General features: G+C 73.7%; 13 protein-coding genes. 9 read left to right on the top strand and 4 right to left on the bottom strand.

Annotation, left to right across the window (positions count from 1 at the left end; translation table 11 throughout):
• Nucleotides 1-58 precede the first annotated feature (58 nt).
• Nucleotides 59-2,686 (bottom strand): type VI secretion system ATPase TssH, encoded by a 2,628-nt coding sequence (gene tssH / locus BMX97_RS13855; protein WP_091750939.1) that lies wholly within the window; start codon nt 2,684-2,686, stop codon nt 59-61.
• 300 nt (nt 2,687-2,986) lie between these two features.
• Between tssH and tssA the strand changes: the two genes are divergently transcribed.
• The 6 genes from tssA (at nt 2,987) to tssE (ending at nt 8,955) form a co-directional block, all read left to right on the top strand.
• The gene (gene tssA / locus BMX97_RS13850; RefSeq protein ID WP_091750936.1) at nt 2,987-4,048 is read left to right on the top strand and encodes a type VI secretion system protein TssA; all 1,062 of its coding nucleotides are present in this window, start codon (nt 2,987-2,989) and stop codon (nt 4,046-4,048) included.
• A gap of 86 nt (nt 4,049-4,134) precedes the next feature.
• Complete coding sequence (gene tssB / locus BMX97_RS13845; RefSeq protein WP_091750932.1) at nt 4,135-4,680, top strand: type VI secretion system contractile sheath small subunit; 546 nt, start codon at nt 4,135-4,137, stop codon at nt 4,678-4,680.
• Nucleotide 4,681: 1 nt separating this feature from the next.
• On the top strand, nt 4,682-6,181 hold the full coding sequence (tssC, locus tag BMX97_RS13840; RefSeq protein WP_091750929.1) for a type VI secretion system contractile sheath large subunit: 1,500 nt from the start codon (nt 4,682-4,684) through the stop codon (nt 6,179-6,181).
• Between the two features lie 7 nt (nt 6,182-6,188).
• Nucleotides 6,189-7,592 carry a type VI secretion system contractile sheath large subunit gene (gene tssC, locus BMX97_RS13835; protein WP_091750926.1) on the top strand — a complete coding sequence of 468 codons (1,404 nt, stop codon included), beginning with the start codon at nt 6,189-6,191 and terminating at the stop codon, nt 7,590-7,592.
• Between the two features lie 69 nt (nt 7,593-7,661).
• Entirely contained in the window at nt 7,662-8,462 is an 801-nt protein-coding gene (locus BMX97_RS13830) for a type VI secretion system accessory protein TagJ (RefSeq protein WP_091750923.1), read from the top strand.
• 4 nt (nt 8,463-8,466) lie between these two features.
• Nucleotides 8,467-8,955 (top strand): type VI secretion system baseplate subunit TssE, encoded by a 489-nt coding sequence (gene tssE, locus BMX97_RS13825; RefSeq protein WP_091750921.1) that lies wholly within the window; start codon nt 8,467-8,469, stop codon nt 8,953-8,955.
• A 331-nt stretch (nt 8,956-9,286) separates the two neighbouring features.
• On the opposite strand, the gene BMX97_RS13820 is transcribed toward tssE, so the two are convergent.
• Together BMX97_RS13820 and BMX97_RS13815 are read right to left on the bottom strand one after the other, a co-directional pair.
• Nucleotides 9,287-10,009: an aspartate/glutamate racemase family protein gene (locus tag BMX97_RS13820; RefSeq protein WP_091750918.1), complete on the bottom strand. Its 723-nt coding sequence runs from the start codon at nt 10,007-10,009 to the stop codon at nt 9,287-9,289.
• 36 nt (nt 10,010-10,045) lie between these two features.
• Nucleotides 10,046-10,819, bottom strand: a complete 774-nt coding sequence (locus BMX97_RS13815; protein WP_091750915.1) for a ferredoxin--NADP reductase — start codon at nt 10,817-10,819, stop codon at nt 10,046-10,048.
• A 540-nt stretch (nt 10,820-11,359) separates the two neighbouring features.
• Here BMX97_RS13815 and BMX97_RS13810 point away from each other — a divergent pair.
• Entirely contained in the window at nt 11,360-12,178 is an 819-nt protein-coding gene (locus BMX97_RS13810) for a PIG-L deacetylase family protein (protein ID WP_091750912.1), read from the top strand.
• A 19-nt stretch (nt 12,179-12,197) separates the two neighbouring features.
• Here the strand turns inward: BMX97_RS13810 and BMX97_RS32855 are convergent, their stop codons facing one another.
• Nucleotides 12,198-12,347, bottom strand: coding sequence for a hypothetical protein (locus BMX97_RS32855; RefSeq protein WP_177202217.1), 150 nt, complete (start codon nt 12,345-12,347; stop codon nt 12,198-12,200).
• 377 nt (nt 12,348-12,724) lie between these two features.
• Between BMX97_RS32855 and BMX97_RS13805 the strand changes: the two genes are divergently transcribed.
• Together BMX97_RS13805 and BMX97_RS13800 are read left to right on the top strand one after the other, a co-directional pair.
• A complete protein-coding gene (locus tag BMX97_RS13805; RefSeq protein ID WP_091750909.1) occupies nt 12,725-13,348 on the top strand; it encodes a PRC-barrel domain-containing protein in 624 nt (207 codons plus the stop codon).
• The gene (locus BMX97_RS13800; RefSeq protein ID WP_091750906.1) at nt 13,345-13,845 is read left to right on the top strand and encodes a GNAT family N-acetyltransferase; all 501 of its coding nucleotides are present in this window, start codon (nt 13,345-13,347) and stop codon (nt 13,843-13,845) included. The genes BMX97_RS13805 and BMX97_RS13800 overlap by 4 nt, the downstream gene beginning before the upstream one ends.
• The last annotated feature ends 58 nt before the right edge of the window (nt 13,846-13,903 follow it).

The raw sequence follows: 13,903 nt of genomic DNA, 5'->3' as shown, positions 1-13,903 counted from the left end.
TCCTCTCGTGTGGTGGATGCGGGCGGCGTCCGGCCCGTGCGAGATCGCCGGACGCGCCTCAGGCGGCGTCCGGCGGGGGTGCGACCGGGGGCGGTGCCGCCCCGGCGGTTGCTCCGGTGGCGGGCGCCGCCGCGAAGCGGCCCTCCCGCGTGACGGTGAGTGCGATGGGCGGCACCGCGGCCCCGTCGAGGGCGCGGGCCAGGACCAGGTCCGAGAGGGCGGGCAGCACCTCGCGGGTGAGCGCTCCCTCGATCGCCCGCGCGCCGATGTCGGCGGTGAGGCAGCGGGCGACGAGGGCGTCCTCGACCGCCGGGTCCCAGGCGAGGTCCGCCCCGTGCGCCGCGGCGACGCGCTCGCGCACCCGCTCGAGCTGCAGCCGGGCGATGCGCGCGAGGATGTCGGGCGAGAGCGGCCGGTAGGGCACGATCGTCACCCGGCCGAGGAAGGCCGGCTTGAAGTGGCGCAGCAGCTCCGGGCGGATCGCCTCGACCAGGGCCTCGCCCTCCGGCATCGTCTCCGGGTCCGCGCCGAGCGCCGCCAGGGTGTCGGAGCCGGCATTGGCGGTGAGCAGGATCGTGGTGTTGCGGAAATCGACGTCGCGGCCCTCGCCGTCGCGAAGGCTGCCCTTGTCGAAGACCTGGTAGAACACGTCCTGGACGCTGGGATGCGCCTTCTCGACCTCGTCGAGGAGCAGGATGCCGTAGGGCCGCCGCCGCACCGCCTCGGTCAGCACGCCGCCCTCGCCGTAGCCGACATAGCCCGGGGGCGCGCCGACCAGGGAGGAGACTTTGTGCTCCTCCTTGAACTCCGACATGTTGACGGTCGTCAGGCTCGCCTCGCCGCCGTGCAGCGCCTCGGCCAGCGCCAGCGCGGTCTCGGTCTTGCCGACGCCCGAGGTGCCGACCATCAGGAACACGCCCGGGGGCTTGCGCGGGTCGGCGAGGCCGGCACCCGCGGTGCGGATCGCCGCCGCGATCGTGGCGAGCGCGGCGTCCTGCCCGGTGACCCGGGCGCGCAGGCGGTCCTCGAGCGCCTGCGCGGCCCGGGCGGCATCCCGCACCAGGCGCCCGACCGGGATGCCGGTCCAGCGGGCGACCACCGCGGCCACCGCCCCGCGGTCGACCTCCGGGTGGACCAGCGCCGCCTCGCCCTGCAGCCGCGCGAGCTCGCCCCGCAGCTCCGCCAGGCGGTCGCGGGCCTCGGCCCGCTCCCGTTCCTGCGGCCGCGCGAGGGCGTCGATTTCGGCGATCAGGCCGCGCTCGTGGCCGAGCCGGTCGCGCAGGGCCGACAGGCGCTCCTCGGTCGCGGCGAGCCGGACGTCGAGGTCGGCGAGGTCGTCCGGATCGGCGTCCGCCTCGCGGGCGCGCGCCGCGCGCTCGGCCGCGAGGCCGGCCGCCTCCGCCCGCAGATCCTCCAGGGCCGCCGGCTCGGACTGGCGGCCGATGGCGACCGCGGCCGCGGCGGTGTCGAGGACGCTCACCGACTTGTCGGGCAGTTGCCGGGCCGGCAGGTAGCGGGCCGAGAGGCGCACCGCCTCGACCACCGCCTCGTCGCGGATGACGACACCGTGATGGGCCTCGAGCGCCGGCACCAGCCCGCGCAGCATCCGGGCCCCCGTCGCCTCGTCGGGCTCGGCCACCGTCACGACCTGGAAGCGGCGGGTCAGCGCCGGATCGCGCTCGATGTGGCGCTTGTACTCGGACCAGGTGGTGGCGGCGATCGCCCGCAACTCGCCCCGGGCCAGCGCCGGCTTGAGGAGGTTGGCCGCGTCGCTGCCCCCCGCCTGGTTGCCGGCGCCGATGAGCGTGTGGGCCTCGTCGATGAACAGGATCACCGGCACCGAGGCGGTGCGGCAGGCGGCGATCACCGCGGTCAGCCGGCGCTCGAACTCGCCCTTCACCCCGGCCCCGGCCTGGAGCAGGCCGAGATCGAGGGCGCGCAGGGTGGCGTTGCGCAGGGGCTCGGGCACGCTGCCCTCGGCGATGCGCAGGGCCAGGGCCTCGACCACCGCGGTCTTGCCGACCCCGGCCTCGCCGGTGAGGATCGGGTTGTTCTGGCGCCGGCGCAGCAGCACGTCGATCACCTGGCGCAGCTCGGCCTCGCGGCCGACCACAGGGTCGATCCGCCCGGCCCGCGCCTCGGCGGTCAGGTCGCGGGTGTAGCGCTCGACCTCCGGGTCGGGCGCGCCGCCGGGCGCCGCGGCCTCGCCCGGGGCGGCCTGCGGCGGTCCCGTCACCTCCGCCGCCTCGCGTTCGAGCACGGCGGGATCGAGGCGGAGCGAGGGGGCGGCCTCGCGCAGGGCCGCCCGCAGGCCGGTCGAGGAGGTGAGCGCGAGGGCGAGGTCGACCGGGGCGACGGCGTCGCGGCCGAACCGGAGCGAGGCGGTGAGCCACGCCTCCTCGATCCAGCCCAGGGTGCCGCGCGACAGGGACGGCGCGGCCGCGCCGCCGCGCCGCATCCGGTCGAGGGCCGTGGTCAGCTCGGCCCTGACGCTCGCCGGGGGGCAGCCGGCCGACCGCACCAGGGCGCCGAACGGCTCCCCCTCGTCGGTCAGGGCCGACAGCCAGTGCTCGACCTCGACGGAGCCGTGCTCGCGGGCGACCGCAAGTCCCACGGCCCGCTCGAGAGCCCGGCGCAGGCCGGGATCGAGACGGCCCACGACCACGTGGAGGTCGAAGGTCGGCATGCGCGATGTCCCTCCATGGGACGGACCCCGAGACGAGGCACCATCGATACGGTTCGAGTGACGCTGATGTTATAGGCATATGCCCTGCCGTGAAAAGCCTGCCCTGAGAAAATCTGACGATTAGACGGCGCATCACCGCGACGAGTCCCGACGGCATCCAGTAGTTAGCTCTTATCGACTATGGAACCGAACGCACGCTCGCTCATTCCAGCGATAGGGGCAAAAAATCTCGAACGACGTCTTTCCGCCCGAGGACAATCGCTCTAGCTCCGCCGTGGAATTGGTTCGAACGCACTGCCTATGCCGATCGATCTCGACAACATGCTGGCGCGAGTCCGCGACGACGATCCCGTCGGACCCGATATCCGATCGGACATCTCGGTCAGCGCGACGTACCTGCAGCTGAAGGACGCGCGCTCGCAGGCCCGCGCCGCCGAGCGTGCCGCCGAGGCCGCCGGCGAGCCGATCGCGGTACCGGCGGCCTGGTCCACCGTGCGCGACCTGGCCGGCGGGCTTCTCGCCCGCAGCAAGGACCTGGAGGTCGCCGCCTGGCTGATCGAGGCGCTGGCGCGGCTCGAGGGCTTCTCCGGGCTCGCCCTCGGGTTCGCCCTGGTCGACGGGCTGGTCGACCGCTACTGGCCGGACCTGCACTCGGTCGACGAGGACGACGCCGAGGGCCGGCTCGCGCCGCTCGCCGGCCTGAACGGGATCGGCGGCGACGGCGTGCTGATCCAGCCGATCCGGATGATCCCGCTGGTGCCGGGCCATGCCTACGGCACCCACGCGCTGTGGCACGCGCGGGGCGGCGGCCGCGGCACCGGCCAGCTCGGCCACGACTTCATGGAGGCGCGGGCGGCGACGGCCTCGGACGCCCTGCGGGCCCATGCCGAGACGGCCCGGACGGCGCATGCCGCGTTCCTGCGGATGAGCGCGACGCTCGACGCCTTCTGCGGCACGGACGCGCCGCCGCTCGCCAACATCCGCACCGTGCTGGAGGAGGTGCTGGACGTCTATCGCGGGTTGCTCGGCGCCGCCTGGGGGCAAGCGCCGGGACAGCCGGAGGCGCGGGCCGCCCCGGCGGCCGAGGCGCCCTTCGCCGTACCGCCCCCGGCCGCCCTCCCCTCCGGCCCCCGGACGATCGCGAGCCGCGACCAAGCCTTCGACGAGCTCCTGACGATCGCCGCGTATTTCCGGCAGACCGAGCCGCACTCGCCGATCTCCTACGCCCTGGAGACGGTCGTCCGGCGCGGCCGGATGACCCTGATGGACCTCCTGGGCGAATTGATCCCGGAGCCCGAGGGGCGCGAGCGGTTCCTGCGTCAGGCCGGGATCGAGGCCGGCGGCGAGGGCCGCGGGCCGTGACCCGCCCGATCCGCCCCGGACGGCCGTCGGCGCCCGCGCCGGGCCGGTCCCCAACCCCCATCCGTCCCTGCTGAAGAGGTGCGCGCGTGTCCAGCATTCACGAGAAGCTCGAGCGGGTGCGCAAGCCCCGGGTCCACATCAAGTACGAGGTCGAGACCGAGGGCGCGCTGATCGAGAAGGAGCTGCCCTTCGTGGTCGGCGTGCTCGGCGACTTCACCGGCGACCCGAGCCGGCCGCTCAAGCCGTTCCGCGAGCGCAAGTTCATCCAGATCGACCGGGACAACTTCGACGAGGTGATGGCCCGGATGGCGCCCGGCCTGAACCTCGTCGTCGACAATACCCTGGCCGACGACGGCACGCAGATGCCGGTGCGCCTGCGCTTCGACCGCCTCGACGACTTCGAGCCGGCCGCGATCGTCCGGCAGGTGCCGGCGCTGGCCAAGCTCCTCGAGACCCGCGACGCCCTGCGCGACCTGATGACCAAGGCCGACCGTTCGGAGGACCTCGAACTCCTGCTCGAGCGGATCCTGCAGGACAACGGCCAGCTCCGCCGCCTCGTCGACGAGCTCGAGAGGACGGGCGAGGCCGGCCGCCCGACCCCGCCCGCAACGCCCTCCGACGGAGCCGCCTGAGATGTCGACCACCAAGGACACCGCTCGCCCGGACGCGGCGCACCCAGCAATCCCCGCGACCGTCGAGAGCGGCCTGCTCGATTCCGCCATCGCGGCGACGAAGCAGACCGCCCCCGACCGCACCGAGGCGCTGCTGCGGACCCTGACGCAGAGCGCGCTGGAAGGCACCGTCAGCTTCGAGCGCAACCTCACGGTGACGATCAACCGGGCGATCGCCGAGATCGACGCGCGGATCTCGCGCCAGCTCGCCGCGATCATGCACAGGCCCGAGTTCCTCAAGCTCGAAGGCTCGTGGCGCGGCCTCAAGTACCTCGTCAACAACAGCGAGACCTCGGTCAACCTGAAGATCCGCGTGCTCAACGTCTCGAAGCGCGAGCTGGCGAAGGACCTGCTCAAGGCGGCCGAGTTCGACCAGAGCCAGATCTTCAAGTCGATCTACGAGAGCGAGTTCGGCACGCCGGGCGGCGAGCCCTACGGCGCGCTGATCGGCGACTACGAGTTCTCGAACCACTTCGAGGACGTCGAGATGCTGCAGGGACTGTCGGGGGTGGCGAGCGCCGCCTTCGCGCCGCTGATCGCCGCGGCGAGCCCGCAGCTCTTCGGCTTCGAGGATTTTCGCGACCTCGCGCGGCCGCGCGACCTCGAGAAGATCTTCGACACGGTCGAGTACGCCAAATGGCGTTCCTTCCGCGACTCGCCGGATTCGCGCTTCGTCACCCTGACGATGCCCCGGGTGCTCGCCCGCCTGCCCTATGGGCGCGAGACCCGGATGGTCGACGAGTTCGACTTCCAGGAGGCACCGGGCACGCCCGGCGAGCGCCTCGCCATGGACCACGGGCATTACTGCTGGTCGAACGCCGCCTACGTGCTCGGCGCCCGGCTGACCGACGCGTTCGCCAAGACCAGCTGGGCCACCGCCATCCGCGGGGCCGAGAGCGGCGGCAAGGTCGAGGCCCTGCCGATGCACGTCTTCCAGAGCGACGACGGCGACCTCGACCTGAAATGCCCGACCGAGGTCGGCATCACCGACCGGCGCGATTCCGAGCTCGGCAAGCTCGGCTTCCTGCCGCTGTGCCACTACAAGAACACCGACTACGCGGTGTTCTTCGGCGCCCAGACCACCCACAAGCCCGAGAAGTACGACCGGCCCGAGGCGACCTCGAACGCCGCGATCTCATCGCGGCTGCCCTACATCATGGCGACCGCCCGCTTCGCGCATTACCTGAAGGTCATCGGCCGCGACAAGATCGGCTCCTTCATGGAGGCCGAGGATTGCGAGAAGTGGCTGAACCGCTGGATCGGCAACTACGTCAACGCCAACGACGAGGCCGGGGCGGAGATGAAGGCGCGCTACCCCCTGCGCGAGGCACGAGTCGAGGTGCAGGAGATCCCGGGCCGGCCGGGCTCCTACAACGCGGTGGCCTGGATGCGGCCCTGGCTGCAGATGGAGGAACTGACCACCTCGCTGCGCATGGTCGCCCGCATCCCGCGCCAGGGCTGACCGGAGGATGGCGGGCGGCAGGGCCGCGGCGGGAGCATCCGACGGGGACGACGTGCGGCGGCGCGCCGACCGGCTCGTCGCCCTCATCGACCGGAGCCTCAACCGGGCGGTCAACGCGATCCTGCACCACCCGGGCTTCCAGGGCCTGGAGGCGCGCTGGCGGGGCCTGTCCTACCTCGTCGGCGCGGCGCAGGGCGGGGGCCACGGGAGCGGCACGGTCGCCGTCAAGGTGCTGGCGGTGTCCTGGCGCGAGCTCGCCCGCGACTTCGAGCGCGCGGTGGAGTTCGACCAGAGCCACCTGTTCGAACTCGTCTACGCCCGCGAGTTCGGCATGCCGGGGGGCGAGCCGTTCGGGCTCCTGCTCGGCGACTACGCGGTCGGCCACCGGGTCGACCCGGCGGCGCGCACCGACGACGTCGCCACGCTCCAGGGCATCGCCGGGGTGGCGGCGGCGGCCTTCGCGCCGTTCCTGGCGGGCCTCAAGCCCGCCGCCCTCGCCCTCGACGGCTTCGCCGATCTCGACGGCCTGCCGAACCTCGCCGCCATCTTCGACGGGCCGGACTTCGTGCGCTGGAAGAGCCTGCGCGAGACCGAGGATTGCCGCTTCGTCGGCCTCCTCGCCCCGCGGGTGCTGATGCGCACGCCCCATCGGGCCCATCACCGCCCCCGGATCGACGGCTTCCCGTTCGAGGAGGAGGTGCGGGCGGACGGGGCGGCCCTGCTCTGGGGCAGCCCGGTCTACGCCTTCGCCCGGGTGGTGCTGCGGGCCTTCGAGGCCTCGGGCTGGTTCGCCGACCTTCGCGGCGTGCCCCAGGACCAGGAGGGCGGCGGGCTCGTCGCCGACCTGCCGACCCTGAGCTTCTCGACCGACCGGCCGGGCCTGGCGGCGCAGCCCCCGGTCGAGCTCCGCCTCACCGCGGCGCAGGAGCGCCAGCTCGCCGACCACGGCATCATCCCGGTCGGCCACGTGCCGTTCACGGCGGCGCTGGTCTTCAACGCCAATCCCTCGCTGCACCGGCCGGCCCGCGTCGCGGGACTCGCCGCGGAGGAGAACGCCCGGCTCGCCGCGATGCTGCAATACGTGCTGTGCGCCTCGCGCTTCGCCCACACGCTGAAGGTGATGATGCGCGACCAGGTCGGCCGCCTCGGCGGCGCACCGGCGGTCGAGCGGCTGATCGTCGACTGGCTCGCCCGCTACCGTCTCGGCAGCGACAGCGCCGAGGCCGAGCTGAAGGCCCGCTACCCCCTGCGCGACGCCGGTGTCGAGGTCCGCGAGATCCCCGGGCGTCCCGGCGTCCTCGGCTGCACGCTGCGCCTCCAGCCGCATTTCCAGCTCGACGACGTGGCGGCGAGCTTCCAGCTCGTCGCCGAGGTCACCACCGCCCAGGGTGCCGCCCAAGGCGCCGCCTAGACGCACCCGGGCTCCGCCCATCCTCATCCGAGACGCCGGCGCGAGCGCCGCCCGCATCAGGAGGTCAGCATGACGGTCCTCGACACCCCCGCCCTCGCCGACCTCCTGGCGGCCGGCCGCCTCGACGAGGCGGTGGCCGCGGCCGGCCGCAGCGTGAAGGCGCGGCCGGGCGACGCCGCCGCCCGGGTGACGCTGGCCGAGCTGCTGATCCTCCAGGGCGCCCTCGACCGGGCCGAGGCGCAGCTCCAGATCGCCGCCGAGCAGGCGCCCGCCGAGGCGCCGGCCCTCGCGATCCTGCGCCACCTGCTGCGCGGAGCGGTCGCCCGCGTCGCCTGGTACGAGACCGGGGCGGTGCCGGACTTCGTCGACGGGCCGACGCCGCGCCAGGCGGAGGCGATGCGCCTCGCCCTCGCGGTGCGGTCCGGCGATGCCGAGGCGGCAGGGACCGCCCTCGCCGCCCTCGAGGCGATGCCGCCGGTCCGCGCCCGGATCGACGACGGGGTGGCGCAGGAGGTGCGCGACGCCTGCGACCTGTCCCAGGCCGGATTCGAGGCGCTGACGCTCGCCGGGCGCTACCTCTGGCTGGCTCCGGAACGGATCGAGAGCCTGACCTTCGCGGCGCCGAAACGCCCGCGCGACCTGCTCTGGCGCCGCGCCGAGGCGCGCCTGCGCGACGGGCGCGAGGCGACCTTCCTGGTGCTCGCCCAGTACCACGACCCGGAGGCGGGCGAGGCCGAGCGGCTCGCCCGCGAGACCGCCTGGATCGCGGCGCCCGGCGGGGTGGTGCGCGGGCGCGGCCAGCGGGTCTGGCTCGTCGGCGAGGAGGCGCGCGACCTCCTGACGATCGAGCGCATCGCCGTCGAGGCGTGAGCCGATGCGCCTCCAGCCCTCCCTCCTCGACCGCCTGATCGACGACGAGCCGCAGCGCGTCGTCGACCCGCCGCGCTCCCGCGCGGATGAGCTGCGCCGGGTGCGCGAGGGGTTTCGCCGCGACCTGGAGGCCCTGCTCAACACCCGCCGCCTGCCGACGAGCCCGCCGGCCGGCCTCGAACGGGTGCGCGCGGCGCTGCCGCATTACGGCGTCGAGGATTTCGTCGGCGCCCCCCTCGCCACGCCCGAGCAGCGCGCCGACCTCGCCCGGGCCCTCGAGACGACGATCCAGGCCTTCGAGCTGCGCTTTCGCGCCGTGACGGTGACGGTGCTCAAGGGTCGTGATCCGCTGGAGCGCCTCCTGCGCATCCGCATCGAGGCGGCGGTGCACCTGAGCCCCGACCCCGGCCATGCCCCCGAACCCGTGACCTTCGAGACCGCCCTCGACCCGGCGATCCGCAGCTTCTCGGTGGAGAGCCGCCACGACGGGTGAGATTGCCGGGACGGCCTCCGCGATGCGGGTCTGGGCGTGCACGGAGGCGCGACCACGAGCCTGTCGCGGAAGGGCTTACGCGCGTTTCGCGAGGGGATCATCGTCGCGGGGGTGATGGAAAAGGTGCGGGTCCCGGTTCGAGCCGTTTCAGCAGGGACGGGCTGGCGATGATCTCGTTGGTCTAAGCAGACTTGCGTTGGCAGGCCAACGCTCCGCCCGCTTAGGTTCTTGTTTTGTCGCAGATTTTCGGCGCCGAACCGGCGACCACTTCGGCGAAATCTGCTTAGTCCGCCAACGCTTCCCGGCCTCGACGGACCGGCGCCCCAAACCCTCATCCTTCGGCGCGCAGCATCCGCGCCAGCTCGTCCGACAGCCCGACGCTCTCGGTCGCGGGCAGCACCGGCCGCGGCCCGGCGAGGCCCGCGGCGGCGATCACCGCCCGCGCCCCGGCCTCGACCGAGCAGATCACCGGGACGGCGACCCGGGGCTGGACCCGCTCGGCGAGGCCGGCCAGCGCCGCACCGCCGAGCACCACGACGTCGGCGCCGTCGATCTCGGCGCAGTCGCGGCAGGCGGCGGCCAGGCGGTCGAGGGCCGCGTCGGGGGCCCGGGCGATCTCGCCGCCGGTGGGCGCCACGGTGCGGATGCCGGCGAGGCGCTCGGCGAGGCCGAGCATCGCGACGAACTCGGTCAGCATCGGCTTCCACAGGACGCCGCCGGTGACGATGCCGACGCGCCGCCCCCGGGTGCAGGCGAGGTGGAGCGCCCCCTCCGCCATGCCGATGACGGGCACCGGCGAGACTTCCTTGAGGGCGAGCAGCCCAGGATCGCCGAAGCAGGCGAGGTAGACCGCGTCGCAGCCCGTGACGTTCGCGGCGAGCGCGTCGAGGGCGGCATGCCCGGCGATGGCCGCGGCGGCGCGGCTCGCGATGTAGCGGGCGCCGAACCGCCCGGTCGCCGTCACGATCTCGGCCGCGACCAGGCGCCGGACATGCGCCGCCGCCTGCTCGGTCACGGACGGCGTCGTGTTGGGGTTGATCAGCAGGATGCGCAACGGTCGGTCTCCCGGCGCATCCCGCGTAGCACGCCGCTACTTCTCGACGAAGGCCTTCTCGATGACGTAGTGGCCGGCCTCGCCATGGTTGCCCTCGACGTAGCCGGCCTCCGACAGCAGGTCGCGGGTGTCGCGGATCATGTCGGGGCTGCCGCAGAGCATGAAGCGGTCGGCCTCCTTCGTCATCGTCGGCAGGCCGATGTCGGAGAAGAGCTTGCCCGAGGTCATCAGGTCGGTGATGCGGCCGCGGTTGCGGAACGGCTCTCGGGTGACGGTCGGGTAGTAGATCAGCTGGTCGCGGACCATCTCGCCGATCAGCTCGTGCTGGGGCAGCGTCTCGGTGATCGTCTCGCCGTAGGCGAGCTCCTGGACCTGGCGGCAGCCATGGACCAGGATCACCTTCTCGAAGCGCTCGTAGGTCTCCGGGTCCTTGATGATCGCCAGGAACGGCGCCAGGCCGGTGCCGGTGCCGAGCAGGTAGAGGTGCCGGCCGGGCATCAGGTTGTCGAGCACCAGGGTGCCGGTGGCCTTGCGGCTGACCACGATCGGGTCGCCGACCTTGAGGTGCTGCAGCTTCGAGGTGAGCGGGCCGTTCGGCACCTTGATGGAGAGGAACTCCAGCTCGTCCTCGTAGTTGGCGCTCACCACGCTGTAGGCGCGCAGGAGCGGCTTGCCCTCGCCCTTGAGGCCGATCATCGTGAACTCGCCGTTGCGGAAGCGGAACGACGGGTCGCGGGTGGTGCGGAAGCTGAAGAGCGAATCCGTCCAGTGATGGACGGCCAGAACGCGCTCCTCGTTGAAGTTGCTCATCGTGCCAGGGATCCTGCGGTCTTTCCGACGGTATCGCGTCTCGCGGTCGACGCGCGTCGCGGTTTGGGATGGGTCATCTCGCAGGTGCGGCAGTGCCGTCAAGGCGCCGCCGCACAAGCGGGGTCTGCGTGACCGTCACGCCGCAGGGATAACCGGCTGTTCTTTGGAATGCTTCGCGGCGCGACCCCGCCTCCGGTGCGTCAGGGGTCGCGGCGAACGGTCGGGGCTGTGCCCGGCCCTGGGCCTGCGCCCGTGCTTGCCTTATCAGGACCGCGCACCTGAACGAGGCGGCGCCCTGGATGCGTCGGCCCGGGGCGGCATCTCCCCGGCCCGATGCCGGTGGCGGCCCCGACCGGACGACGGAGCCCCTGGCGGAGTTCGACATGACCGTGACCTTCTGCTCCATCCCCCGATACCGGGGTATCACTCCCCACCCCGCCCGCCCGCCGCGGGCGAAAACGGTCTCCGCCATGGTGCGGCGCGATGCCGGGATGATCCGGCGCGGTCCGGCCCGCGGGCCGCAACCGGCGATCTGATCCGATGACGGTCATCGCCCCGACCTCGCCGGCCGCCGAGCGCGTCCTGGCCGCCCTGGCGCACCCGGCCTGCGGGCCCGTTCCGGCCGAGGCCGCCGCCCTGGTGGTCGCGCACCCGGACGACGAGAGCATCGGCTGCGGCGCGCAACTGCCGCGCCTAACCGGGCTCACCGTGGTCCACGTCACCGACGGCGCGCCGCGGGGCCGCGTCCGGCCCGGTTTCCCCGACTCCGCCGCCTATGCGGCCGTCCGGGCGCGGGAGCTCGACGCGGCGCTGACGCTCGCCGGCATCGCCCGTGAGCGGCGCGTCGCCCTCGGCTATCCCGACGGCGAGGTCGCCGGGGCGATCGCGCCGCTCGCCCGCCGCCTGGCCGCGCTGTTCACGGCGCGCGGCATCACGCTGGCGCTGACCCACGCCTACGAGGGCGGCCACCCGGACCACGACGCGGTGGCGCTGGCGGTGGCGGGCGCCCGCCGGATCCTCGGGCCCGAGCGCCTCGCGGTGATCGAGATGACGTTTCGCCATGCCGGCATGGACGGCCCCGAGCCCGGCGGCTTCCTGCCGACAGAGCCGCCGCGGCGCTCGATCGCGCTCCACCTCGATCCGGAGGATTGCGCCTTCAAGGCCGCCTTGTTCGCGGCCCATGCGAGCCAGGCCGAGACCCTGAACCGCTATCCCATCGCCCTCGAGCGCTTCCGCGAGGCGCCCGATCACGCCTTCGACATCCTGCCGAACGGCGGGCGTCTGCTCTACGGAGCGGAGGGGCTGGACGGGGCGAGATTCCGGGACCTGGCCACGGCGGCCGGCAGAGAGATCGGATAACGGGAGATCGGGCGAGGCGTCAGTGCCCGGCGCCCGCCGGCATGGCGCGGTAGAAGGCGACCACGTCGCGGTAATCCTGGTCGACCGGGGTGACCGGTACGGCGACGCGCAGGGACAGTCCGGCGAGGCCGGCGAGCAGGGCGAGGACGAAGCAGGCGTGCAGCGACATGACGGGCCGGTGCCAGAAACGCCGGCCCGCGTAAAGCGGGCGGCCCGGAAACGGGTACGGCCGGGCCGGTCGACGGTCTGCGGCGGAGCGAGGGGGCGGAGCTCAACCGAAGATCGCGACCGGCCCGGCCGCATGTCCGTCAACCTACCGGACGAGTGATGAATGTCAATAATCGTCACTCGCCATCGCTCGGCCGCCGGTGGGCGGTGTGCGCCAGCGCACAAAGGCCCCGGGGACGCCGCCTCGCTCGCCCGGTCCATCGGGTGACGGGCCTATGCGAGGGCCGGCACTCCACGGTGAACCGTCACGCTCCCGCCCCGTTGAGCCTCCGAGCCCAAACGTGTTTTCGCGCCGCGACCTCCCGGAGATCTTGATCCATGCCCGTCCGCCGCCTCGCGCCCCTGATCGCCCTTCCGTTCGTCGCGGTGCTGGCCCTCCCGGTCCTCGCCCAGCAGCCGGCGCCCGAGGCGGCCGGCTTCCTGACCCGGCCCGAGCCCGGCAGCGTGCGGGCCTCGAAGCTCGTCGGCGTCAAGGTGATCGGCCAGGACCACGTCCGGGTCGGCGAGATCGAGGACGTGCTGCTGTCCCAGGACGGGCGGGTGCGCGCGGTGGTGATCGGCGTCGGCGGCTTCCTCGGCATCGGCCAGAAATCCGTCGCCGTGCCGTTCGACGCCCTGGCCTGGAACACCGGTCGCGCCGCCGCGGAGGCGCCGCCGTCCCACACCACGCCCGAGCGGGCGCCGAGCGAGGCCGCCGCGCAGAGCGCCGGCCCGCAGACCATGCCGGGCGCCAAGGTGACCGACCAGGCGCTGGCCGCCGTCCCGGCCAAGCGCAGCGGCACGGTCGACGACGCCACCGGCACGGTCGCGGCGCCCGAACCCCGCGGTCGCGCGACCGTGCTGGCGACCGGGCCCGACGCCACGGTGGCGGAGGCCGAGATCCGGCTGACCAAGGCCCAGCTCCAGGCCGCGCCGGAATTCCGGTACGAGGCCGCCCGTTGAGCGCAGGGGCGCCGCGCTGGCGTGCGATGCGGGACGCGGACCTTCCGGTGGCCTCGGCGGTCGCGGCCCGCGTCCATCCGGGCTACCCGGAGGACGATGCGGTGATGGCCGAGCGCCTGCGCCTGTGCCCGCAGGGCTGCCACGCCCTCGCCGGGCCGGGCGACCTCCCGGTGGGCTACGCCGTCGGGCATCCCTGGCTATCGGGCTCGGTGCCCGACCTCGACACGCTGCTCGGCGCCCTGCCCGTGCCCGCGGAAGCCTGGTGCATCCACGACGTGGCGCTGCTGCCGGAGGCGCGCGGGCATGGGGCGGCCGGAGAGGTCGTCGGTTTGATGCTCGCCGAGGCCGCGCGGCGCGGTCTGCCCGAGGCGGTGCTGGTCGCGGTCGGCGATGCCGCCGGCTTCTGGCGACGGCACGGTTTCCGGTCGGCCCCGGCCGCGGCGCCGGCGGGCTACGGCGCCGGCGCGACCGTGATGGTGCGATCCCTGGTGCCGTGAGGCGAGGCCCCGGCGACACGGCCTTCGGTTTTCCGACGCCATGCTGTCGCAGCGCGGC

This window comes from Methylobacterium sp. ap11, assembly GCF_900110515.1.
Classification (GTDB): Bacteria; Pseudomonadota; Alphaproteobacteria; order Rhizobiales; family Beijerinckiaceae; genus Methylobacterium; species Methylobacterium ajmalii.
Note: the sequence above shows the minus strand (reverse complement) of the source record. Positions and strands in the feature narration are given on the sequence as shown.